At 61.1% G+C, this 22,356-nt stretch carries 20 protein-coding genes and 1 tRNA gene; 7 read left to right on the top strand and 14 right to left on the bottom strand.

The genetic code is table 11. The features are described 5' to 3' along the window. Positions 1-27: 27 nt before the first annotated feature. Complete coding sequence (locus HX839_RS04865; RefSeq protein ID WP_003211052.1) at positions 28-918, bottom strand: LysR family transcriptional regulator; 891 nt, start codon at positions 916-918, stop codon at positions 28-30. Between the two features lie 209 nt (positions 919-1,127). Here HX839_RS04865 and HX839_RS04860 point away from each other — a divergent pair, with 209 nt between their 5' ends. Beyond that, on the top strand, positions 1,128-2,408 hold the full coding sequence (locus HX839_RS04860; protein ID WP_177066805.1) for an aspartate aminotransferase family protein: 1,281 nt from the start codon (positions 1,128-1,130) through the stop codon (positions 2,406-2,408). Positions 2,409-2,594: 186 nt separating this feature from the next. Beyond that, positions 2,595-2,753: a YqaE/Pmp3 family membrane protein gene (locus HX839_RS04855; protein WP_003211049.1), complete on the top strand. Its 159-nt coding sequence runs from the start codon at positions 2,595-2,597 to the stop codon at positions 2,751-2,753. A gap of 6 nt (positions 2,754-2,759) precedes the next feature. Here HX839_RS04855 and pqqE read toward each other — a convergent pair whose 3' ends face one another. From pqqE to HX839_RS04810, 9 genes are all read right to left on the bottom strand, one after another. Continuing rightward, positions 2,760-3,899 (bottom strand): pyrroloquinoline quinone biosynthesis protein PqqE, encoded by a 1,140-nt coding sequence (gene pqqE, locus HX839_RS04850; RefSeq protein WP_008434380.1) that lies wholly within the window; start codon positions 3,897-3,899, stop codon positions 2,760-2,762. Further along, on the bottom strand, positions 3,892-4,167 hold the full coding sequence (gene pqqD / locus HX839_RS04845) for a pyrroloquinoline quinone biosynthesis peptide chaperone PqqD (protein WP_003211043.1): 276 nt from the start codon (positions 4,165-4,167) through the stop codon (positions 3,892-3,894). The genes pqqE and pqqD overlap by 8 nt, the downstream gene beginning before the upstream one ends. Beyond that, the gene (pqqC, locus tag HX839_RS04840; protein WP_003211042.1) at positions 4,164-4,916 is read right to left on the bottom strand and encodes a pyrroloquinoline-quinone synthase PqqC; all 753 of its coding nucleotides are present in this window, start codon (positions 4,914-4,916) and stop codon (positions 4,164-4,166) included. Before pqqC ends, pqqD begins: the two co-directional genes overlap by 4 nt. 11 nt (positions 4,917-4,927) lie before the next feature. Then, positions 4,928-5,839, bottom strand: coding sequence for a pyrroloquinoline quinone biosynthesis protein PqqB (gene pqqB, locus HX839_RS04835; RefSeq protein WP_003211040.1), 912 nt, complete (start codon positions 5,837-5,839; stop codon positions 4,928-4,930). A gap of 77 nt (positions 5,840-5,916) precedes the next feature. Further along, on the bottom strand, positions 5,917-5,991 hold the full coding sequence (pqqA, locus tag HX839_RS04830; protein ID WP_003194766.1) for a pyrroloquinoline quinone precursor peptide PqqA: 75 nt from the start codon (positions 5,989-5,991) through the stop codon (positions 5,917-5,919). A gap of 159 nt (positions 5,992-6,150) precedes the next feature. Then, positions 6,151-8,523 (bottom strand): pyrroloquinoline quinone biosynthesis protein PqqF, encoded by a 2,373-nt coding sequence (gene pqqF, locus HX839_RS04825; RefSeq protein ID WP_177066804.1) that lies wholly within the window; start codon positions 8,521-8,523, stop codon positions 6,151-6,153. 50 nt (positions 8,524-8,573) lie between these two features. Continuing rightward, a complete protein-coding gene (locus HX839_RS04820) occupies positions 8,574-9,368 on the bottom strand; it encodes a carbon-nitrogen hydrolase family protein (protein WP_177066803.1) in 795 nt (264 codons plus the stop codon). Between the two features lie 10 nt (positions 9,369-9,378). Next, positions 9,379-11,061, bottom strand: coding sequence for an NAD(P)/FAD-dependent oxidoreductase (locus HX839_RS04815; RefSeq protein ID WP_032899288.1), 1,683 nt, complete (start codon positions 11,059-11,061; stop codon positions 9,379-9,381). 167 nt (positions 11,062-11,228) lie between these two features. Continuing rightward, positions 11,229-11,711 carry an Lrp/AsnC family transcriptional regulator gene (locus HX839_RS04810; protein ID WP_102604402.1) on the bottom strand — a complete coding sequence of 161 codons (483 nt, stop codon included), beginning with the start codon at positions 11,709-11,711 and terminating at the stop codon, positions 11,229-11,231. Between the two features lie 161 nt (positions 11,712-11,872). Here HX839_RS04810 and HX839_RS04805 point away from each other — a divergent pair, with 161 nt between their 5' ends. After that, the gene (locus HX839_RS04805; RefSeq protein WP_177066802.1) at positions 11,873-14,233 is read left to right on the top strand and encodes a glucose/quinate/shikimate family membrane-bound PQQ-dependent dehydrogenase; all 2,361 of its coding nucleotides are present in this window, start codon (positions 11,873-11,875) and stop codon (positions 14,231-14,233) included. A gap of 42 nt (positions 14,234-14,275) precedes the next feature. Here the strand turns inward: HX839_RS04805 and HX839_RS04800 are convergent, their stop codons facing one another. Next, the gene (locus HX839_RS04800) at positions 14,276-15,142 is read right to left on the bottom strand and encodes a LysR family transcriptional regulator (RefSeq protein WP_003211026.1); all 867 of its coding nucleotides are present in this window, start codon (positions 15,140-15,142) and stop codon (positions 14,276-14,278) included. A 113-nt stretch (positions 15,143-15,255) separates the two neighbouring features. On the opposite strand from HX839_RS04800, the gene HX839_RS04795 reads away from it, so the two are divergent. The 4 genes from HX839_RS04795 to HX839_RS04780 all read left to right on the top strand — a co-directional run bounded on the left by HX839_RS04795 (position 15,256) and on the right by HX839_RS04780 (position 17,770). Next, positions 15,256-15,681 carry a VOC family protein gene (locus tag HX839_RS04795; protein ID WP_003211024.1) on the top strand — a complete coding sequence of 142 codons (426 nt, stop codon included), beginning with the start codon at positions 15,256-15,258 and terminating at the stop codon, positions 15,679-15,681. 10 nt (positions 15,682-15,691) lie between these two features. Next, a complete protein-coding gene (locus HX839_RS04790) occupies positions 15,692-16,945 on the top strand; it encodes an amidase (protein ID WP_177066801.1) in 1,254 nt (417 codons plus the stop codon). A gap of 185 nt (positions 16,946-17,130) precedes the next feature. Beyond that, the gene (locus HX839_RS04785) at positions 17,131-17,313 is read left to right on the top strand and encodes a type II toxin-antitoxin system HicA family toxin (protein ID WP_003211022.1); all 183 of its coding nucleotides are present in this window, start codon (positions 17,131-17,133) and stop codon (positions 17,311-17,313) included. 55 nt (positions 17,314-17,368) lie between these two features. Beyond that, entirely contained in the window at positions 17,369-17,770 is a 402-nt protein-coding gene (locus HX839_RS04780) for a type II toxin-antitoxin system HicB family antitoxin (RefSeq protein WP_003211020.1), read from the top strand. Between the two features lie 89 nt (positions 17,771-17,859). Here HX839_RS04780 and HX839_RS04775 read toward each other — a convergent pair whose 3' ends face one another. From HX839_RS04775 to HX839_RS04765, 3 genes are all read right to left on the bottom strand, one after another. Continuing rightward, positions 17,860-18,372 (bottom strand): hypothetical protein, encoded by a 513-nt coding sequence (locus tag HX839_RS04775; RefSeq protein ID WP_177066800.1) that lies wholly within the window; start codon positions 18,370-18,372, stop codon positions 17,860-17,862. 147 nt (positions 18,373-18,519) lie between these two features. After that, positions 18,520-18,596, bottom strand: a tRNA-Ile gene (locus tag HX839_RS04770). A 15-nt stretch (positions 18,597-18,611) separates the two neighbouring features. After that, positions 18,612-22,355 (bottom strand): bifunctional diguanylate cyclase/phosphodiesterase, encoded by a 3,744-nt coding sequence (locus HX839_RS04765; protein ID WP_102370019.1) that lies wholly within the window; start codon positions 22,353-22,355, stop codon positions 18,612-18,614. Between the last annotated feature and the right edge of the window lies 1 nt (position 22,356).

Here is a 22,356-nt window from a genome sequence, read left to right as displayed (position 1 = left end):
CGGGGTTTTCTTTTGCCTGCGAAAAAGTCAGGCGGGCGCGTTCATCACGTCTTCCAGCAGCGTGCGCAACAATTCCAGCGTCGCCTGCTGGCGCTGCACATCCCGGCACACCAACCCCACTTTCAACGGCACCCGTGGTTCGCTCAAGGGTTTCCACAGCAACGCCTTGCTGTTGTGTTCATCCTGGGAGCGTCCGGGAAGCACCGTCGCCAGCTTGGTATGGGGCAGGCTGTCGAGAATCCCCGCCATCGTATTCAACTCGGCCTGCACTTGCGGGCGTCGGCCCAGGTTGGCCAATTGACCTTGCCATATCTGGCGCACCTGAAACTCTTCCCCCAGCAGCAACATGGGTAACTCGGCGGCTTGCTTCAGGGAGACTTTCTTGAATTCCCGCAGCGGGTGATCAGCCGGGATGACCACCTTCAGTTCATCTTCATACAGCAGCACGCCGTGCAGCCCCGGCTGGCGTGGCGGCAGGTAGCTGATGCCGATATCCAGCGAGCCGTTGAGCAGCCGGCGTTCGATTTCCATCCCGGTCAGCTCGTAGATCTGTACGACCAGGTGCGGCTGGGCCTTGCGCACCCGTTCGAGCATCTGCGGCACCAGGCTGGTGTGCACGGTTTGCAGCACGCCGATCGCCAAGGTGCGCAGTGCCTGGCCCTTGAAGTTGCGCAGTGCTTCCACCGCGTGCTGCATACCGTCGAGCAAGGGCAGGGCGTGGTTATACAAAGTGTGGGCGGCGAGGGTCGGCAGCAGGCGCTTGCTGCTGCGTTCGAACAGGCTCACATCAAGGTTTTGCTCGAGCTGGCGAATCTGCTGCGACAAAGCTGGCTGGGAGATCGACAGGCGCTCCGCTGCCCGCCCCACATGGCCTTCTTCGTACACCGCGACGAAATAACGCAGTTGCTTGAAATCCATAAGTAATGCTTATCGAAAATGCTGGAAAATCGAAATGGCCGAGTGCCCCCAAGGCGCCTAGTCTAGCGCCTATTCACAGGGCTTACAGGGCCGGAAAGCAAGATGAGTAGTGTTTATGTTGACGGTGTTTGCATAGGCAAGGCAAAAAACCTCCGCCATGGGTTTATCGGTAATACCGACCAAGGTGCGATTGCCAAAGAGGTTCATCCATGAACCTGTTCAACCTGCGTCGCCCCGCCCCCAGCCTGGATGATCTGATCCTCGAGGCGAAGACCCCGGCTCTGCGAGACGATCTTTCCAGCGATTGCCTGATGCCCAGCGTGGCCCGCCCGCCCCAGGTGTTTGTACGCGGCCAGGGCTCCTGGCTGTGGGACAGCGAAGACCGCGCCTATCTCGACTTCAGCCAGGGTGGCGGCGCCAACAGCCTGGGCCATAGCCCGCAGGTACTGACCCAGGCGTTGGCCGATCAGGCCCAATCGCTGATCAATCCCGGTAATAGCCTGCACAACCGCGTTCAACTGAACCTCGCCGACCGCCTGTGCCATCGCACCGGCAGCGACCAGGCCTACCTGCTCAACAGCGGCGCCGAAGCCTGCGAAGCGGCTATCAAGCTGGCGCGCAAATGGGGCCAACTGCACCGTGGCGGCGCCTATCGCATCATCACCGCGAGCAACGGTTGCCATGGCCGTAGCTTTGCCGCGATGTCGGCCTCGGCAGCCGCCAGTGAAAACCGTTTTGAGCCCCAGTTGCCAGGTTTCAGCCACGTGCCGTTCAACGACCTGCCGGCGCTGCACGCGGCGGTGGATGCGCAAACCGTGGCAATCATGCTGGAACCGATCCAGAACGATGCCGGCGTCATTCCCGCGACCGAGCATTACCTCAAGGGTGTCGAACGCCTGTGCCGTGAGCTGGGAATTCTGTTGATCCTTGATGAAGTGCAAACCGGCACCGGCCGTTGTGGCACGTTGCTCGCCGAACAGCACTATGGCGTTCGCGCCGACATCATCACCCTGGGCAAGGGCTTGGGGGGCGGTGTGCCGCTGGCGGCGTTGCTGGCACGGGGCAAAGCGTGTTGTTTTGAGCTGGGTGAGCTGGAAGGCACCCACCACGGCAACGCGCTGATGGCTTCCGCCGGTGTGGCGGTGCTTGATACGGTGCTGAACCACGGATTTCTTGAACACGTCTGCGAGGTCGGCACTTACCTGGGTGAAGGGCTTGCCCGCCTGGCGCATCGCTATGACCAGGGTGAACTGCGCGGCCAGGGCCTGATGTGGGGACTGACTCTGTCGGAGGATTCGGCAGATGCGGTGGTAAACGCCGCGCTCAGTGAAGGCCTGATCCTGAGCGCGCCGCAACCCGATTGCCTGCGCTTCACCCCGGCGCTCACATTGAGCAAAAGCAACGTCGACGAAATGCTCCTGCGTCTGGCCCGTGCCTTCTCCCGGGTGCGCACTGCACAGCTGCAATGCCGCAAGGGCATTGCCGTTTAACCCCCATATTTCCTGAACCGTCTCGCGGTATACGCGGCGCCTCCAGCCTGATTCTTTTGGCTGGGGGCGTTTTTTTGTCCGCGAATTGGACGATGGCTGAGTGCCAGATCCCACTGAACCCTTACCAGCAGCCAAGGTCGATTAGCTTGTACGGCTCACACGAGCCGATTTTCTGGAGCTGAACCCATGGATATCATTCGCATCATCATCGCTATTCTGCTGCCGCCACTGGGTGTGTTCCTGCAAGTGGGTTTCGCTGGCGCGTTCTGGCTGAACATCCTGCTGACCTTGTGCGGTTACATTCCCGGCATCGTGCACGCGGTGTACATCATCGCCAAACGCTAAAAGACCTCAGCCTTTCGCGATCAGCCGTGAGTTGCGCTCATTGCGAAAGGCCAGTTGCTCAATGGTCTGGGTGGCGTGCTCCGCTTCTTCGCGGGCCTGGAGGATCATGCCGTGGTGCTCCGATTTGCTGCACACCGGGTCAGCATTGCTGGCATCCCCGGTCAGCATGAACGCCTGGCAGCGGCACCCACCGAAGTCCTTTTCCTTCTCGTCACATGAACGGCACGGCTCGGGCATCCAGTCGTAGCCGCGAAAGCGGTTGAAGCCAAACGAGTCGTACCAGATGTGTTGCATGCTGTGGTCGCGCACATTGGGAAATTGCACCGGCATCTGTCGGGCTCCGTGGCACGGCAGGGCAGTACCGTCCGGCGTTACTGTCAGAAAGATGCTGCCCCAGCCGTTCATGCAGGCTTTCGGGCGTTCCTCGTAGTAATCCGGCGTGACGAATATCAGCTTGCACGGGTGGCCTTCGGCTTCGAGCTTGGCGCGGTATTCGTTGGTGATGCGTTCGGCGCGCACCAGCTGTTCCTGGGTCGGCAACAGGCCGACCCGATTGAGCTGGGCCCAGCCGTAGAACTGGCAGGTGGCAAGCTCGACAAAGTCCGCTTCCAGGGCAATGCACAGCTCAATGATGCGGTCGATCTTGTCGATATTGTGCCGATGGGTGACGAAGTTCAGCACCATCGGGTAGCCATGGGCTTTCACTGCCCGGGCCATTTCGAGTTTTTGCGCGAAGGCTTTTTTCGAGCCGGCCAGCAAGTTGTTCACTTGCTCGTCACTGGCCTGGAAACTGATCTGGATATGGTCCAGGCCGGCCTTCTTGAAGTCGCTGATCTTCTGCTCGGTGAGGCCGATGCCGGAGGTGATCAGGTTGGTATAGAAACCCAGCTTGCGCGCCTCGGCGATCAGTTCGGCGAGGTCCTGGCGCACCAGCGGCTCACCGCCGGAAAACCCCAGTTGCGCAGCGCCCATTTCCCGGGCTTCACGAAATACCTTGATCCACTGTTCCGTGCTCAGTTCCTTGCCCTGCTCGGCAAAATCCAGCGGATTGGAGCAGTACGGGCATTGCAGCGGGCAGCGGTAGGTCAGCTCGGCCAGCAACCAGAGCGGCAGGCCGATTTCCGGCTTGGGTGGCAGGTCAGGCAAGTTCGATCCAGTGCTGAGCACGGGCAACCTCCATGAATTGCTCGATGTCTTCACCGAGCTCGGGCACGCCAGGGAACTGCTTGTCCAACTCGGCGATGATTGCGCTGACATCGCGCTCGCCGTCGATCAAGCCACCGATCAAGGCGGCGCTGTCGTTGAGCTTGATCATGCCTTCCGGGTACAGCAGCACATGGCCTTTTTGCGCCGGTTCGTACTGGAAACGATAGCCCTGGCGCCAGGTCGGTTTTTTGCTGCGATCGAAGCTCATAGGGTGATCCCCTTATGCCATACACGCTGATCGGTCACGCTGTGATACGGCGGGCGTTTCAGTTCATAAGCCATGCTCATTGCATCGAGCATGCTCCAAAGAATGTCCAGTTTGAACTGGAGAATTTCCAGCATGCGCTCCTGGCCTTCGCGGGTGGTGTAGTGCTGCAGGGTGATGGCCAGACCGTGCTCCACATCCCGGCGAGCCTGGCCCAGGCGGGTGCGGAAATACTCGTAGCCGGCGGGGTCGATCCATGGGTAATGCTGGGGCCAGCTGTCGAGGCGCGACTGGTGGATCTGCGGGGCGAACAACTCGGTCAGGGAACTGCTGGCGGCTTCCTGCCAGCTGGCCCGGCGGGCGAAGTTGACGTAGGCGTCTACCGCAAATCGTACGCCCGGCAGTACCAACTCCTGGGAGCGCAGTTGATCCGGGTCGAGGCCGACGGCCTGTCCCAGGCGCAACCAGGCTTCAATGCCGCCGTCTTCGCCGGGAGCGCCGTCGTGATCCAGCAGGCGCTGGATCCACTCACGACGAATCTCCCGGTCCGGGCAGTTGGCCAGGATCGCGGCGTCCTTGAGGGGAATGTTCACCTGATAATAAAAACGGTTGGCGACCCAGCCCTGGATCTGCTCGCGGGTGGCGCGGCCTTCGTACATCGCCACGTGATACGGGTGATGGATATGGTAGAAGGCGCCCTTGGCGCGCAGGGCCTGTTCGAACTCGGCGGTGGTCAGCGGTGTGTCAGTCATTTGGCTCGCTCCTACAATTCAATGCTCATGCCGTCGTACGCCACTTCTACATTGCGTCGCAGCAGCTCGGCTCGCTCGGGCGAGTCTTCATCCAGGATCGGGTTGGTGTTGTTGATGTGGATAAGCACCTTGCGCTGCTTGGGCAACTGCTCCAGCACTTCCAGCATGCCGCCGGGGCCGTTTTGTGCCAGGTGGCCCATCTCGCGACCGGTGCGGGTGCCGACGCCACGGCGCTGCATTTCGTCGTCGTCCCACATCGTGCCGTCCACCAGCAGGCAATCGCTGCCGGCCATTATTTCCAGCAACGGTGCGTCAACCTTGCCCAGGCCCGGCGCATAGAACAGCTTGCCGCCGGTGCGCAGGTCTTCGACGATCAGGCCGATGTTGTCGCCCGGGTGTGGGTCGAATCGGTGAGGCGAGTAGGGCGGTGCCGCGCTACGCAGGGGCAATGGCGTAAAGCGCAGGTTGGGGCAGGCGGGGATCGTGAAGCTGGCGTCCAGCTCGATGCGGTTCCAGGCCAGGCCGCCGTTCCAGTGGGTCAGCATGGTGAACAGCGGGAAGCCGGTGCTCAGGTCTTCATGGACCATGTCGGTGCACCACACCTGGTGCGGGCAGCCTTCGCGCAGGCTGAGCAGGCCGGTGGTGTGGTCGATCTGGCTGTCCATCAGGATGATCGCGCTGATGCCGGTATCCCGCAGCGCGCGGCCCGGTTGCATCGGGGCGAAGCCTTGAAGCTGGGCGCGGATATCTGGCGAGGCGTTGCACAGCACCCAGTTCACGCCGTCATCGGAAATCGCGATGGACGACTGGGTACGCGCCTCGGCCCGCAGGCTGCCGTCGCGAAAACCTGCACAGTTCACGCAGTTGCAGTTCCATTGCGGGAAACCACCGCCCGCGGCGGAACCTAGAATCTGGACAAACATGGCCGCTCCATTACACACAACTCAAAAATAAAAACGCCCCGGGCGAGCCGAGGCGTTGCATTGCGATACAAAGCCAATCAGCGGCTGGCAAAGTACATGGTGACTTCAAAGCCGATACGCAGATCAGTGTAAGCAGGTTTGGACCAGGTCATGTTCTTACTCCTACGAAGGGAAGGGACGTTTACTACCAAGTAATACATATAGTCCACCTCCAAGCGGAGATGTTCAGATGTGTGCATGTGAATGTTACGTACTTCTTTTGAAGATAGCGCTGTCCTGCGGGAAAAAGCCTTTTACCGAAGCGGCAATGATCAGCCAGATCGTTGCCAGGAGCCGGCGGCACAAGCGCCATTGGCCACACAGCGCCATCCGCCTGCAGCAGCATTGAGTTGCTGTGCAGCTACCATTAAATCCTCGCGGGTGCGGGTCTGGATGAAATCTTGCAGCTGCTGGATGTAATCCGACGGGTGGCCTGCCAAGTGCGCGTGCCAGAGCAGTTCAGCGGCTTGGGAAGTGGGTAGGGCGTCGAGGGAAAATTGCCGGGCCAGATCGTTCGACAGTTCGCTGGCGTTGATCAGCGCGGGCAGTTGCTTCAGGAACGCCTGCAGGCGATCAAGTATTTGCGCAAGAGACGCGCTTGGGGATTGCACCCCAAACAGCAGGCCGGTTTGCCCGTTGTACTGTCGGATGCCGCTGAACACCGCGTAGCCCAATTGAAGCTCAACACGCAGTTGCTGGTAGAACGGCGCTTGCACCAGATGTGCGAGGAGGCGCCAGCAAGCCTCGTCCGCCAAGGAGCGTGTGGCTGTCGGGCAGAACAGCAGCAACGCGGCATCGCTGGAATCGGTCCTGACTTCGTGCCAACGATGCTGGCTGCTGATTGACGGCAGTTCGCTGATAGCCGCTTGGGGTTGGCCGGGCAGTTTCCCGGCTGCACTTTTTATCGCCGTCTCGCAGGCGGCGGACAGTCCCACGGCAAGCCCTTGCCAGCGAGCGGTTGACCATCGGTCTTGCCCAGCAACCTGCTGTGCAGCTGGGATGTCGGCGCAATACTCGGGTAATGCCTTGAGCAACTGTCGGATCGCCATTGCCGGTGCCGGGAACGATGACGCTCTGGCATTTTCGTCGAGGCGGGTCAGCTCACGGGCCACTTCCTCCAATATCGCGGGCATGGGTTCGTGCAGCCCTAGCATCTTCAGCTGCCAGTGACCGCCGATTGTCTCGAAAGACAACTGGACGCCAGCCTGGCTGGCGTTCTCACGCAGCCGTGGGAAAAGCTCTGCATCCAGCGGCGAATCCAGATGCCAGCGCAGGTAGAGCGCGCCTTCATCTGTGTCGCCTGGCAAGGCCTGGCTGAAGGTCAGCGCCGAAAGGTCCTTCCGCCCACGGGAGCGATCCTGGGCGAACGTGCGCAGGCCACGATGGGCGCTGGTTTGCCCGCGAATCAGCCCCGGGCGCTCTTCCCTGGCTGTCGGCTGCAGGAACGGATTGGTGGGCGGCAGTTGCCAGGCGTGCCGGGACGGCGGCAATTGCAGCGAGTCCAACAGGGTCTTGAGGGAGCTGGCGCTTTGCTCGGACAGGACGAGTTCGTTGGCCTGCCGGGCCAATGCCAGGGCACCACTGACCTGTTGTTTGCGAGCAAGCAGCAAGGCGTACTCTTCCCGCAGGGGCGCCCAGTCACTGTGTGCGAAAAAGCTCAGCCAGTCGTGCAGCAGTTCTTCGATCAGTGTCGTCTGCTGCGCACCCTGAGTGTCCAGGGTGAACTTGATATCCAACAACGCCTGTCCGGCAAATTGATACAGCGCCGTTGCGTTAATGGCACTGACTAACTGCCGCGACTGCAACTCGGCGAGCAACCCGCCGGGCGCCGAAGTGTTCAGCCACAGGCAGAGGAAATCCAGCGCCTCAGGGGAAGCCTCGCTTGCCACCACCTGATGCCAGTGGTGTTCATCGGTGTGTTGATAGGTACGTTGATTGCCGGCCAGCAACGCTGGCGCCGGCGTCTGTCGCCGCAGAGGTGCAGTCTTCAGCGCAGCGCCAAACTGATGCGCCAATGCCTCCAGCTCCACCAGCGACTGAGGGCCCGCAAGGCTCAAGGTCATCTGCCCGGAATGATAGAAACCTTCATAAAAATCCCGCAACGCCTGCTGAAAATCCTCACGCTCTACCGCCAAGCTATCCCGGTTGCCCGCATGAAACGCGCGCAACGGATGATCCGCCGCAACCCCTCCCAGCAACGCTTGTTGCTGTTGCGCCGTGGCATCTTGCGACCAGGCAATAAACTCCGCCTGCAATACTTCGCGCTCACGCAACTGGTCTTCCAGGGCCAGGCGCGGATGGGCGAGCATGTCCCCCAGGCGCTCCAGTGCGGCTTCAAATGCCGTAACAGGCACCTCAAAGAAAAAGTCGGTAGTGCGCTCGCGGGTGCTGGCATTCACCTGTCCACCCTGGCGCTGGACGTAGGCCATCAGCCCTTCGCTTGCAGGAAAACGCTCGGTGCCCAGGAACAATAAATGCTCAAGAAAATGCGCCAGTCCCGGCCACGCCAGGGGTACATCGTGGCTGCCCGCTGCAACGCGCAAGGCAGCCGCGGCGCGCTTCAAGCGCGGCGCATGATGCAAGGAAACCCGCAGGCCGCTGGCCAGGGTCAATTGAAGGTGATGAGGGTGGGCCGGCGCAGGCATGAGCACTTCCGAAACGTAGGAAGTGCCTATGCTAGCGCAAACCTGCCGGATCAGTGCTTGTGCAACGCACCATAAAGCTCGGGACGCCGGTCCAGCAGGTAGCGATTGGCCGCGCGTGAGTCGCCCATCAACTGCCGATCGAGTGTGCCCACGATCAGCGCTTCATCCAGACCGGCCTGGGCAATCCGCTGGCCATCCGGCGCGGCGATGCTGCTTTGCCCGCAATACTGGATCTCGCCTTCCTGCCCGCAGTAATTGGCGTAGGCCACATAACACTGGTTTTCAAACGCCCGCGCCCGCACGGTCACATCGGCGACGAAATCGAAGGGCACCATATTGGCCGTCGGCACCAGGATCAACTCCGCCCCGGCCAGCGCCAGGCGCCGGGTGTTCTCCGGGAATTCCAGGTCATAGCAAATCAGGAAACCCAGCCTCCAGCCGTTCAATTCCACCAGCGGAAAATCATCGTCCCCGGCGCTGAACATCGAGTTGTCGAGATCGCCAAACAGGTGGGTCTTGCGGTAGTTGCACTGGCGTTGGCCGTTGGCGTCTATCAACTGCACGGCGTTGTAGATCTGCCCGTCTGCACCGCGCTCCGGATAGCCATACAGAATCGCCACGCCCGAGTTTTTCGCCAGCGCGGCGATGGACTGGGCAGCGGGACCGTCCTGGGTTTCAGCCAGGGCGCCGACCGCTTCCACGCCGATGTTATAGCCGGTGAGGAACATCTCCGGCAGTACCAGCAGGTCGGCGTCGGTGGCCTCTTGCGCCAACTGATGCAGGCGCTTGAGATTGCCGGCCACGTCCAGCGGCAAAGGCGGGCATTGATACAGGGCAACACGCATGGGCAACTCCTTACTCGGGCAGTGCGATCGGTCCGATCTCGTCGAACACATCCCCCGGCCCCGGGTTCTGCGGGTGAGTGCTGCCACCGAAGTGAGTCATGATGCCCCACACCGCGTTCAGCGAGGTTTGCACGGCGCCTTCAACCCACGCCGGGGTCCAGGACACGTCGTCACCGGCAATGAAAATACCGCGTTGCTCCGCCGGCATGTCCTTCTGCATGAAGTGCGCATACATCCGTTGGTTGTAGCGATAGTGGCCGGGAAGTGCGCCTTTGAAAGCACCGAGGAAATGCGGGTCTGCTTCCCATGACACGGTGATCGGATCGCCGATGATGCGCGCGGCGATATCGACTTTCGGGTAGATCTTCTTCAGCGCATCCAGAGCCAGTTTCACGCGTTTCTCGATGGGTTGCGGAAGCATTTTCAGCGCATCGCTCATCCAGGAGTAGGACAGGCAGATCACCCCCGGCTTGTCGTCACCGTTGTCGAACAGATAGGTGCCGCGGGTCAGGCGATCCGTCAGCGTCATGCTCATCAGGTCGCGGCCGGTTTCCGGATCCTTGTCCTTCCAGAATGGCCGGTCGACCATCACGAAGGTCTTCGACGACTGCATGTAGCGGGTACGGTCCAGGGCCATCCACATCTTTTGCGAGAACAGGGTTTCGTCGCACTCGATCTGGGTGGTCAGCAGCCAGCTCTGGCAGGTGGTCAGCACGGCGGCGTATTCGCGGGTGTCACCGTAGTTGTCGGTGACGGCGAAACGGCCGTCCGGCGCGTGGGCAATGCGCTTGACCCCGGCCCGTGGCGCACCGTTGTGCAGGGAACTGAGGCTGGTGCCTTCGGGCCAGTGGGCGCAACGCTCCGGCACATGGCGCCAGATGCCCATGGGCACTTGGGCGACGCCGCCGACCACCAGATGCTGGTGATCGTCGCAGTTGGTCATCACCACGCGGAAGATTTCCAGCATCGAGTTGGGGAAGTCCGAGTCCCAGCCGCCGGTGCCAAAGCCGACCTGGCCGAACACTTCGCGGTGATGAAAGGACAACTTGGCGAACGCTTTGGAGGTCGCCACGAAGTCGTAGAAGGTGCGGTCGTCCCACAACGGAACCAGCGTATTCCACAGCTCTTTCAGGCGCGGTACGTCACGGTCGCGGATGGCTTGCTGGATATCGGCGAACTGCGAGCCGGCTTCCAGGGCGTCGGCCCAGGCGTCAGCCACTTCCTGGAACAGTGCAGGAAGGTCAGCGAGTTTCTGTGCGTAGTGCGTCTGGCCTTCGAGGTCGATGACCGTGCTGCCGGAAGCCGGCGTCAGCGGGTTGGGGAAGGGTTTGGTCTCCAGCCCGAGCTTGTCCACATAGTGGTAGAACGCGGTGGAGGACACCGGGAAGCGCATGCCACCCAGTTCCGCAATGATGCCTTCGGCGCCTTCAAACGCCTGGGAGCGCAGGCGGCCACCCATTTTCGAGGCTTCATACACTACGGGTTTAAGGCCCAGCTTCATCAACTCATAGGCGGCTACCAGCCCGGCAATCCCGGCGCCGACGATCGCCACTTCGGCGCCGTGGTTGGCCGCCGGAATGCTGCCCAGGCCCGCCGGATGCTCGATCCAGTCATCAAAGGCAAACGGGAAGTCCGGGCCAAAGATGGTGATCGGCTTTTTACCGGTGGCGGGGTGGCGATTGGTCTTGCTGATGGTGCTGGAAGGAATGCTCATGGCTGACCTTGCTGGCGGCTCGGCGGGGCGCGACCCGCTGAGTATAGGAAAAGATGGCAGCCATTCTAGGGAGCGTAGCGTTCGTTAATAAGACGCAATGTGTCGTCGGATTGAATTGTTTTTAGTCAGAATGACGAGATTGCTGGTCAGATTGGTTGTCCGCGATCCAGTTTGTTACTGAGGATGATCGAGGTGGTGGTCTTCTCCACGCCGTCGACGCTGCCGATCTGGTCCAGCAGTTGATCCAGCTGTTCCGGCGAATCGGTGCGCAGCCAGGCCACGTAATCGAACTCGCCGCTTACCGCACATAACTGCTGAACCTGCGCCATGGCGCTGATCCGGCGCAGCACTTCCTTGCCGGAGCGCGGTTGCACGGTGATCCCCACGTAGGCCTGCAAACCACCGTCCACCACCCGCTGGCTGAGGCGCACGCCATAGCCGGTAATCACCTGGGTTTTTTCCAGGCGCGCCAGGCGTGAGGTGACGGTGGTGCGCGCGATGCCCAGTTGCCGGGCAAGCATGGCCACACTTTCACGCGCGTTGATCTGCAAGGCGGCGATCAACTGGCGATCGATTTCATCGAGGACGGGAGGGTGAGAGGCGGACAAGGTGTTCTCCGGCGCGGGCATCAATGGGCGAGCATGTTACAGGCTCGGTCCTGGCGATACTGCCCGCCCGGCCGGGAATTTATTTTCGCCGCTGATCGAACACATTATTTTGTGCCAGATTGTGAAAAGTAACTGTTTGGTACATTATTTTGCGTTAGGTATACAGGAAGGACGTTTGCGCGATGAATAACTTTGGGGCTGCCACCGGCAGCAGATGGTTGCTGGTTGGGCTGGGCCTGCTGATCGCCTTGATTGGCCTGGGTTTGGCAGGCGGTGGCGGTTACCTCGTAGTGCTGGGCGGCAGTTGGTATTTCCTGCTGATGGGCCTGGCGATGCTGGTCTCTGGTGTGCTGATCGCCAAGCGCCGGCCTCAGGGCGCATGGCTGTACGCCGTGGCATTGGTGCTGACTGCGACCTGGGCGGTGTGGGATACCGGTCTGGAATACTGGCCGTTGGTTTCGCGAGTCCTGACCTTCGCCGTCATCGGCCTGGTAGTCGCGCTGATTTATCCACAGCTCGCCCGCGCTTCCGGATCGACACCCGGGCGCGGCGCCTATGGCGTTGCCGGGCTGCTGGGCCTGGGCGTGGTCGCCACCCTGGCGTACATGTTTGTACCGACCCACGTGGTCAAGGCCAGCAGTGAGCCTGCGGTGACTGCGGTAACGCCGGGCACCGAGCAAAAAGACTGGGCCCACTGGGGCAACACCACCGCCGGCAATCGGTTTGCCGCGCTGGACCAGATCAACAAAGGCAACATCGACAAGTTGCAGGTGGCCTGGACCTTCCACACCGGCGATATCCCCGAGAGCAATGGCGCCGGTGCCGAAGACCAGAACACCCCGCTGCAGATCGGTGACAGCGTTTACGTGTGCACCGCCTACGGCAAAGTGTTTTCCCTGGATGCCGATACCGGTGCCCAACGCTGGAAATTCGATCCCCAGGGCAGCGGCCCCAACTGGCAGCGTTGCCGTGGCCTGGGGTATTTCGACAGCAGTGCCAGCGAGCAACCCGCCGGCGCCAAAGCCTGTGTGAAACGTCTGTTTCTGCCGACCGGCGATGCCCGGTTGATTGCGATCAATGCTGAAACCGGCGCGCCTTGCGAAGACTTCGGCGACCACGGCACCGTCGACCTGAAGACCGACATGGGCGAAGTGAAGCCCGGTTATTACCAGCAAACCTCGACGCCACTGGTGGCGGGCGATGTGGTGATCGTGGGCGGGCGTGTGGCAGACAACTTCTCCACCGGTGAACCGCCAGGCGTAGTGCGCGCCTTTGACGTGCACAGCGGCGAACTGATGTGGGCCTGGGACCCGGGCAACCCGAACACCACCAAACGTCCGCCTGCGGGAGAGACCTACACCCGCGGCACGCCGAACGTATGGTCGGCCATGTCCTACGACGCCAAGCTCGGCCTGGTCTACCTGCCTACCGGTAACGCCACTCCGGATTTCTTCGCCGGTGAACGTACCGCCTATGACGACAAATGGAGTTCCTCCATCGTCGCCCTCGACGTGAAGACCGGCCAAGTGCGCTGGCACTTCCAGACCACTCACCACGACCTTTGGGACTTTGACCTGCCGGCGCAACCGCTGCTCTACGACATTCCGGACGGCAACGGCGGCGTACAGCCAGCACTGGCTCAAGTCACCAAGCAAGGCGAGATCTTCCTGCTCAACCGCGAAACCGGCGTGCCCATCGCCAGGGTTGAAGAGCGCCCGGTGCCCCAGGGCAACGTGCCCGGCGAGCGTTATTCGCCGACTCAGCCGTTCTCGGTGGACATGCCTTCGATCGGCAATCAGCAGCTGACCGAATCCGACATGTGGGGCGCCACGCCGTTTGACCAACTGATGTGCCGCATCCAGTTCAAGGGCATGCGTCACCAGGGCGTCTATACGCCGCCAGGCCTGGACCGTGCGCTGCAATTCCCGGGTTCGCTTGGGGGTATGAACTGGGGCAGCGTGTCGGTGGACCCGAACACCCACTATATGTTCGTCAACGACATGCGCCTGGGTTTGGCCAACTACATGATTCCGCGCGACAAGATCGCCGCCGGTGCCAGTGGCATCGAAATGGGCGTAGTGCCGCAAGACGGTACGCCATTCGGCGCGATGCGCGAGCGCTTCCTCTCGGCGGCGGGCATTCCGTGTCAGAAACCGCCGTTTGGCACTATGTCGGCCATCGATCTGAAAACCCACAAGCTGATGTGGCAAGTGCCGGTGGGCACGGTTGAAGACACCGGGCCGCTGGGTATCCGCATGCACATGCCGATTCCGATTGGCATGCCGACCCTTGGCGCATCGCTGGCGACCCAGTCTGGTCTGTTGTTCTTCGCCGGCACCCAGGACTTCTACCTGCGCGCTTTCGACACCGGCAACGGCAACGAGATCTGGAAATCACGGCTGCCGGTGGGTAGCCAGTCGGGGCCGATGACCTACGTGTCGCCCAAGACCGGCACGCAGTACATCGTGCTCACCGCTGGCGGCGCGCGACAGTCGCCGGACCGTGGGGATTATGTGATTGCCTACGCGTTGCCCAAGAAATAGGGCGTGAAAAAGCCGCACGGATGTGCGGCTTTTTTTTGCGTCTTAGATCGTGTCTGCCAGCAGGCATCGGGCAAAGAGTTGTGGCACCGGAAGGTTGCGCTGGCTGTAGCGGCTCAGCAAGATGATTTCCCGGTTAAAGGTCAGCTCGCCCAGCGGGATGACACGCACCTGCGGGGATCGGTCCAGCCATAGTCCGGCGTGGGGAACCAGTGAAACGCCCAGGCCGCATTCGACCATTTTGACCAGCGCCTCAATCTCGTCCAGTTCCAGCGCCACTTGCACGTCCAGCCGCTGATCCCGCAGAAAGCGACTGACCAGCCGCCCGCCAAACGAAGCCCGGTCGTAGCGCACGTGAGGATGAGCGGCGAGCAGTTGCAGCGGGTCATCCCCCTCGACCGTCAGCGGCGCGATCAACACAAACGGCTCCCTGCGCAGCAGTTGCACGTGCAGTTCCTTGGGCAAGTCAAAGGGTGGGCGAATGATGATCGCCGAGTCGAGTTCGCCTGCATCCACCTGGCTGAGCAGCTCCAGGGAAACTCCCGGCACCAACTTGCACTCCACCGTCGGCGCCGCCTGGCGCAAACGCACCAGAGCCTGGGGCAGCAGGCCGGTCTGGGCGGTGGTGATGGCGCCGACCTTCAACTCGCCCCTGTACTCATTGGCATCCACCGGCACAGCCATGCGGTTGAACGTCTCGAGAATCTCCCTGGCCAGCGGCAGCGCGCGGATCCCCGCCGCGTTCAGCGTGGCCTGGCGCCCGGTTCGGTCGAACAACTGCACGCCGAGCACCTGCTCCAACTGACGGATCTGCGCACTCACCGCCGATTGTGTCAGCCCGATATGCATGCCCGCTGCGGCGAACGTGCCATGGCGGGTAACGGCGATAAAGGTTTTCAGTTCCCGCAGCATGGGCGTCTCGATTGATCGAAATAATTTGAGCTCGCTGCGAAAACTATCGTCTTTCCATCGGTTACGGCAAGGCTAGACTCGCAAGGACTTAATACCCATAGAGGTTAGACCTGATGGCACTGGCTCCTTTTCACTTGGCAATTCCGGTATTCGACCTGGCGGCTGCGCGGCAGTTTTATGGCGAGGTGTTTGGGTTGGAGGAGGGACGTGCCAGTGATCACTGGGTCGACTTCGACTTCTTCGGGCATCAATTGGTGATTCATGAGCACCCGAAAACCGCTTCTCAAGAGGCGGCGCACACCAATGCAGTGGACGGCCACGACGTGCCGGTGCCGCATTTTGGCGTGGTGTTGAGTTGGGATGATTGGCATGCGTTGGCGGAGCGTTTGCAGGCGCGCAATACCCAGTTTGTGTTGGAACCGCATATTCGTTTCAAAGGCCAGGTGGGCGAGCAGGCGACGTTGTTTCTGTTTGACCCGTGCGGCAACGCGTTGGAGTTCAAGGCGTTCAAGGACATTGGGCAGTTGTTTGCCAAGTGAGGGCGCTTTGATGAATGGCCTGGATGCAACGGGCATCGCCGAGGCGGTGGGTTCGGGGGCGATTACGCCGGCTTTGGTTGCTGAACACTTTCTTGCGCGCATAGGTGTCGACGAACCAGATATCCAGGCGTTTGTATCCTTCGACGCTGAGGCGGTGCGCGAGCAGGCGTTGCAGCTTGAAGGCTGTTCCGGTCCGCTGGCGGGCTTGCCCGTGGGGGTCAAGGACATCTTTGATACCGCCGACCACCCAACGGAATTCTATTCGCCGATTTACCTGGGTAATCGTCCATCGCGGGATGCCCATGTGGTGACGCTGCTACGACAGGCGGGCGCGATCATCATGGGCAAGACCCACACCACCGAATTTGCCTACATGCACACAGGGCCGACGCGTAATCCGCTCGATCTGTCCCGCACGCCGGGTAGCTCCAGCGCGGGTTCCGCGGCGGGGATGGCGGCCGGGTTTTTCCCGTTGGCGTTGGGTACCCAGACGGCTGGGTCGCTGCTCAAGCCAGCCGCTTATTGCGGGTTGTATGCCTTCAAACCGTCGTTTGGACTGGTCTCGCTGGAAGGCGTGAAACCCCTGGCGCCGAGCTTCGATACCGTGGGTTGGTATGGCCGTTCGGTGCGTGATCTTGAGCGGGTGGCGCGGGTGTTGATCCCTGGGTTTCCGGCTGTTGAGGCGGGGCGTCGGCCCTTGCGGCTTGGTTTCTGCCGTACCTCTCGCTGGTCGGATGTGCAGCCGTTGGTGGCCGAGGCTATTGAACGAGCGGTTGCACGGTTGGGGCCTCTTGTCAGTGAGGTCGTGTTGCCTGAAGCGTTCGACGGAGTATTCGACGATCACCAGTTGATCAACGATTGCGAAGGTGCCCGTTCATTGGCCAAGGAGTTTCAGTCTCATCCCGAACTACTCAGCGACTCGACGTTGGCCATGATCGAGCGCGCCCAGACGACGAGTTGGGAGCAGGAGTCGGCAGCCAAGGCCCGCTTGGTACAACTGGCCCCGCAGCTTGCGCAAATCTGCCAGCCGTTTGATGCGATGTTGAGTGCTTCCTGCGGGATGCTGGCGCCGGTGGGGTTGGCGACCACGGGCCCGTCGGACTTCATCAAGTTCTGGGGCGCGTTTGGCTTGCCGCAGGTGAATGTACCGGTGATGCGTGGGGAAGGGGAGTTGCCGGTGGGGTTGCAGGTAATTGGGGCGTTTAGAGGGGATGCGCCGTTGCTAGGTACGGCGCAAGTCATTGTTAATGCGTTGGTAAGCTGAGAGTCAGTCAAGGCACAAAAACTGACATTAGTTCGCTGGCGAAGCGGCGATAGGCGTCGTCATCATATTCTTCGCATGAGCCCGTTCAGAAATGAGCGGGCTTTTTTCATTGGTGTGTCCTGTGTGTATAAAAGATGCTGCAGGATACCTTCGGTGTGTAAGATACACACTGTGGAGCGGGCGCGATGAGAAGCAGAGAGGTAATTGACTTGCTGATGGCGGATGGATGGTTTGAGGTGGCGGCGAAAGGCAGTCACCATCAATTCAAGCACTCAACCAAGCCCGGCCGGGTGACGGTTCCTCATCCTAAATCAGAGATAGCCAAGGGGACCTTGCACAGCATTTTGAAATCAGCAGGCCTGAAGTGATGACCGTAGGTTATGTGGTGAATGATCCCGCTGCGGCTCATTCAAAGGAGGAAAAATGAAATTTCCAGTGGTGATACACAAAGACGCTGATTCAGATTACAGCGTGACCGTCCCGGACGTGCCAGGTTGCTTTTCTGCGGGCACAACCTTTTCCGAAGCTCTGGATAATGTCCGCGAAGCTTTAGCGCTGCACCTCGAGGGATTGGTTGCTGATGAGGAGCGGCTTCCTCAGGCTAGAGAGGTCGACGTCCATTTGGAGAATCCGGACTTTGCGGGTGGCGTGTGGGCGGTGATCGACTTTGATCTCACTCCTTACCTGGGCAAGTCAGTCAGGTTCAACGCCTCACTGCCTGAGCAACTTTTGAATCGTATCGATGAGCGAGTGCAAAAAGACCATCGCTATGCCTCGCGCTCTGGGTTCCTGGCGACGGCGGCTTTGCGCGAACTTTCCGTTTGATAACGGGCCGGTAGAGCACGCAGTACAAAAAAGGCTTACACCGCAAAGCGTAAGTCTTTCTTTTATTCGAGGAGGTGTGATCAGCGAGACTACGACCCCTTGCACACCTTCGCAGCGGCAGCATCGTTCGGGATAAATGAATCCGGCGCGCCCGGCTTCAGCACCACGTACCCTCGCCGCCACGGTTGATCGTCCACCAGATTCCAGCGATGCCCTGTGCCGGTGTTGTCTTCGGCGATCAGTACTTCATCCGGATGCAACGTGAACTTCTCACCGCCGCGTGTCACGAACGCCAGGGTGCCGGACAGCGTCATGACGTACTGTGGCTCCGGGTCGTTATGCCAGCTATACGAGGAATGCGCCGCCGTTTGCTTGAAGTGAACGGCGGTCACGTCATTGCGCATGCTCTGGTCGATGGTGCCTTCCAGTACGTGCGAATTGTTGTCGGCGCCGGTGCAGAGCTTGAATGCCTTGATGGAGTCAGTGGCGGCGGGGGCGGCTTGTGCGCCGCTCAAGGTTGCGAGGGTGATTACGACGGCGGCTGTGGCACGTATGCCCAGGCCGTGGATTGCGTTGCGCGGCGAGCGTTTTTGCTGATGCATGGAACAAGTTTCCCTCGTGCTGAATTGGCGTTGACTGGGAATCATGGTCAGTGCCGTAGCCGTTCGGGACAACTAACTAATGTTTCATTGCTGCACGACTCACGCGCGCCAGAAACGACAAAGCCGCGCAATGCGCGGCTTTCAAGATGGTGGGCCCAGTAGGACTCGAACCTACGACCAAGGGATTATGAGTCCCCTGCTCTAACCAACTGAGCTATAGGCCCTCAGTAGGCCGCGGATTATAGCGATGGTTTCTTCGCTGTGCCATCCGAAAAGTCCGAAACGCTCATACGAAGGAACGTAGCGGCGAAAAGGTCCGGCGGCAGCGGCAGGCTGACGATGTAGCCCTGCATCTGCTCACAACCTTCAGCCGCCAGAAACGCTTGCTGGGCCGGCGTTTCTACGCCCTCGGCAATGATGGTGAATTGCATGCTGTGCCCAAGGGCGATGATGGCGCGCACGATCGCCGCATCGTGTGGGTCGTCGGGCAGGCCACGGACGAAGGATTGGTCGATCTTCAGGAAGTCCAGCGGCAGGCGTTTCAGGTAGCTGAGGGACGAATAGCCGGTGCCGAAGTCATCAATGGCCAGTTGCACGCCCAGATGCTTGAGCTGGTGCAGCACCTCCAGCGCTTCTTCGGCCTGGCTCATGATGAAGTTTTCGGTGATCTCCAGTTGCAGGCAGCCAGGCTCCAGGCGGTTGTCCCGCAGCAGTTGCTCGATGCGCGCCAGCAGGTTGGGGTGGCGCAGTTGCGCGCCGGCGAGGTTGACGGACAGCGGGCCGAAGTCATCAAAAATTTCTCGCCAGTCGTGCATCTGTCGGCAGGCCTGCTCCAGTACCCAGTCGCCAATCTGCAGGATCATGCCGTTCTCTTCGGCCAGGGCAATGAAGTGCTCGGGCGGCACTTCGCCGAAGGTGGGGTGGCGCCAGCGAATCAGGGCTTCGGCGCCGATCAGTTGTTGGGTGTCGAGGCTGAGTTTCGGCTGGTAATAGAGAGACAATTCGTCGCGCTCGATCGCTCGGCGCAGTTCGTGTTCCAGGGCCACGCGTTCGTTGGCTTGCGCGGTGAGGTCCTGGGTGTAGCTTTCGACGCGGTTGCGGCCTTTGGCCTTGGAGCGGTACATGGCGGCGTCGGCGTTTTTGACCAGGGTGGCGACGTCGTTTCCGTCCCGTGGGTACAGGCTGGTGCCGATGCTGGCGCTGATGAAGAACTCATGCTCGCCCGCCTGGAACGGTGGGGTGAAGCAGGCCAGCAGCTTATTGGCCAGGTGTTCGGCGTCGCTGGCTTGTTGCAGGCCGGGCAGCAGGATGATGAATTCGTCACCGCCCAGGCGGGCGACGGTGTCGACGTCTCGCAGTTGGTCCTTGAGGCGAACGGCGATGTCCTTGAGCAGCAGGTCGCCAATCGGGTGGCCGAGGCTGTCGTTGATGTGTTTGAAGCGGTCGAGGTCGAGGAACAGTACGGCGCCCTGGCTGCCGGTTTCCTGTTGGTTGTTGAGGGCGGCTTGCAGGCGGCTTTCAAACAGGGTGCGGTTGGGCAGGCCGGTCAGCGGGTCGTGGTGGGCCTGGTAATCGAGGCGCGCCTGGGCGTGCTTGAGGCTGGAGATGTCGGCAAACACGGCGACGAAGTGGGTGATCGACTCCTCGCGGTTGCGCACGGCGCTGATGGTCAGCCAGCTGGGGTACAGCTCGCCGCTCTTGCGCCGGTTGGAGATCTCGCCTTGCCAGTGGCCGTTGGCCGTCAGTTGGTGCCACATGGCCGCGTAGAAGGCGCTGTCGTGCAGGCCCGAGGCAAGCAGGCGCGGGGTTTGGCCGAGGGCCTCGGCTTCGCTGTAGCCGGTGATCTCGCTGAAGGCGCGGTTCACGGCGCTGATATTTTGCCGGGTGTCGGTGATCAGTACGCCTTCGGCCGTGCTCTCGAACACGGTGGCGGCCTGTTGCAGTTTTTCCTGCATCAGTTGGCGTTCGGTGATGTCCCGGGCGATGGTCAGCATGCAGTCGTCGTCGCCGATGGGCAGCGGGCGGCTGGAGACTTCACACAGGCGAATTTCGCCGTCGCTGCGGCGGATGTGGCAGACAAAGTCGCGGACAAATCCATCCCGTTGCAGCCGCTCCAGCATATCTTTGCGTTCGTTCAGGTCGACCCAGATCCCGAGGTCCAGGGTTGACTGGTCCAGCGACATCACGCTGTTGAAGCCGGTAATTCGACTGAATCCTTCGTTGACCTCAATCAGCAAACCGTCGCTTTGGCGGGACAACAGCAGGCCGTCGGGAGAGGCATGAAAGGCCTTGGCGAATTTCTCTTCGGAGGTCTGCAGTCGCTGCTGGGTTTCTTTCAGCTGGGTGATGTCACGCACCACCACGACCAGGGCTTCGGTGGTATCCAGTTGAAAGGGTTCGGCGGAGATCAGTCCGGTGAAGGCCTGGCCGTTGCTGCGCAGGAAGGGCATTTCCAGGTTGCGGATGCTGGTGGTCTGTACCCGTTGCAGCAGGCCGGGGCCTACGCCCTGGATGCCCCAGATATTCAGTTCAGTGGCGGTTTTTCCTACGACTGCTTCGGCGCTCAGGCCGATCTGGTCTTCGAATGCCTTATTGACCTCCATCAGGCAGCCGTCCGATAGCCGGGCGATGACCAGGATGTCCGGGCATTGCTGGAACACAGAGGCGAATTTCTGTTCCGAAAGCTGCAACGCTTCCTCGGTGCGCTTGGCTTCGCTGATGTCGATCATCAGGCCGCGCAGCACGGGTTCGTGGCCGTGTTCGATCAGGCTGACGATGTCCCGCACCCACAGGCAGCGTCCATCGGCGGTGATCACCCGGTAGTCGACACTGTGGTCGCGGTTGGCCCGGGTTTCGGCGTAGCAATAGGATTCGGTGCGGGTCAGGTCCGCGGGGTGGATGATGTTGCGCCAGAAGCCCGGGATCAGCCAGTGGGCACGGGGGTAACCCAGCAGTTCCTCGGCGTGGGGCGACACGTAGCTGTAGGTGAAATCGCTGATGCTGGCTTCCCAGGCGATCGCGGAAAGGCTCTCCACCAGGCCGCGATAGTGGTATTCGCTGCTGCGCAGTTCCTGTTCGAGGGCGACCCGGCGGGAAATTTCCGAGCTGAGCCGACGATTGATCCGGATAACCACGGCCAGCACGATGCTCAGCAACAGCACGGCAGGCAACCCGTAGAGCAGCACATCCGTCCAGAGCGTGCGGTGGTCGATGACGTTGCCGACCCAGCGCTGCTGGATGGCCTCGGTCTCAGACGGGCTGATGTCGGCCAGGACTTTATCGAGGATGCCCACCAGCATCTTGTCGTCCTTGGGTACGCCCATGGCCAACTGATAGCGGTAAGGCGTTTCGCCGCTGATGTACAGGCCTTCCAGCTTGAGTTGACGCAGGCTCCACACGCTGGACGCCAGATCGCCCACTACGGCGTCGACCTTGTCGGTGGCCAGGGCCTGCAGCGTAGCGCTGACATTGGGCATGGCCACCAGGTTGAGGTCCGGGTGGTGAGTGCGCAGCAGTTCATGGGGCGCGTAGTTTTCCACCACGGCCACCTTCAACCCGTACAGGTCCTTGAGGCTGCGTGGTTGCGGGCCGCCTTCGTGGGCGAGGATGACGATGGGGAAGTCGAGATAAGGCCGGGTAAACGACAGGAAACCCTGGCGTTCCGGTGTGGACATGATGCCCGGCAGCAGGTCGAGCTGGTTGTTGCGGGCCTGTTCCAGCACGGCGCTCCAGTTCACCGGCTCGATCAGTTTGATCCTGACGCCAAGGCGATCCTGCATCAGCCGCACATAATCAGCGGCCAGGCCCTGGTAGCGACCGTCTTCATCGCGGTATTCAAAGGGTGGCCAAGAGGCGTCGACGCCCAGGCGCAACTCTTGGTGGTCCGCCAGCCAGCCACGCTCTTCATCGGTGAGAGTCAACGCGCCAGCCGTTGCGGTCCAGGTCAGCAGCGACAGCAGTAACACGGTCGGCAATCTGGGCATA

This window comes from Pseudomonas sp. I8001 (assembly GCF_013385345.1).
GTDB lineage: Bacteria > Pseudomonadota > Gammaproteobacteria > Pseudomonadales > Pseudomonadaceae > Aquipseudomonas.
This window is presented reverse-complemented; position numbering and strand designations above follow the sequence as displayed.

Coding starts and splice junctions, on each gene's coding strand:
- HX839_RS04865 (WP_003211052.1), bottom strand. CDS start 918: ATGGATTTCAAGCAACTGCGTTATTTCGTCGCGGTGTACGAAGAAGGC.
- HX839_RS04860 (WP_177066805.1), top strand. CDS start 1,128: ATGAACCTGTTCAACCTGCGTCGCCCCGCCCCCAGCCTGGATGATCTG.
- HX839_RS04855 (WP_003211049.1), top strand. CDS start 2,595: ATGGATATCATTCGCATCATCATCGCTATTCTGCTGCCGCCACTGGGT.
- pqqD (WP_003211043.1), bottom strand. CDS start 4,167: ATGAGCTTCGATCGCAGCAAAAAACCGACCTGGCGCCAGGGCTATCGT.
- pqqC (WP_003211042.1), bottom strand. CDS start 4,916: ATGACTGACACACCGCTGACCACCGCCGAGTTCGAACAGGCCCTGCGC.
- pqqB (WP_003211040.1), bottom strand. CDS start 5,839: ATGTTTGTCCAGATTCTAGGTTCCGCCGCGGGCGGTGGTTTCCCGCAA.
- pqqF (WP_177066804.1), bottom strand. CDS start 8,523: ATGCCTGCGCCGGCCCACCCTCATCACCTTCAATTGACCCTGGCCAGC.
- HX839_RS04820 (WP_177066803.1), bottom strand. CDS start 9,368: ATGCGTGTTGCCCTGTATCAATGCCCGCCTTTGCCGCTGGACGTGGCC.
- HX839_RS04810 (WP_102604402.1), bottom strand. CDS start 11,711: ATGCCCGCGCCGGAGAACACCTTGTCCGCCTCTCACCCTCCCGTCCTC.
- HX839_RS04805 (WP_177066802.1), top strand. CDS start 11,873: ATGAATAACTTTGGGGCTGCCACCGGCAGCAGATGGTTGCTGGTTGGG.
- HX839_RS04800 (WP_003211026.1), bottom strand. CDS start 15,142: ATGCTGCGGGAACTGAAAACCTTTATCGCCGTTACCCGCCATGGCACG.
- HX839_RS04795 (WP_003211024.1), top strand. CDS start 15,256: ATGGCACTGGCTCCTTTTCACTTGGCAATTCCGGTATTCGACCTGGCG.
- HX839_RS04790 (WP_177066801.1), top strand. CDS start 15,692: ATGAATGGCCTGGATGCAACGGGCATCGCCGAGGCGGTGGGTTCGGGG.
- HX839_RS04785 (WP_003211022.1), top strand. CDS start 17,131: ATGAGAAGCAGAGAGGTAATTGACTTGCTGATGGCGGATGGATGGTTT.
- HX839_RS04780 (WP_003211020.1), top strand. CDS start 17,369: ATGAAATTTCCAGTGGTGATACACAAAGACGCTGATTCAGATTACAGC.
- HX839_RS04775 (WP_177066800.1), bottom strand. CDS start 18,372: ATGCATCAGCAAAAACGCTCGCCGCGCAACGCAATCCACGGCCTGGGC.
- HX839_RS04765 (WP_102370019.1), bottom strand. CDS start 22,355: ATGCCCAGATTGCCGACCGTGTTACTGCTGTCGCTGCTGACCTGGACC.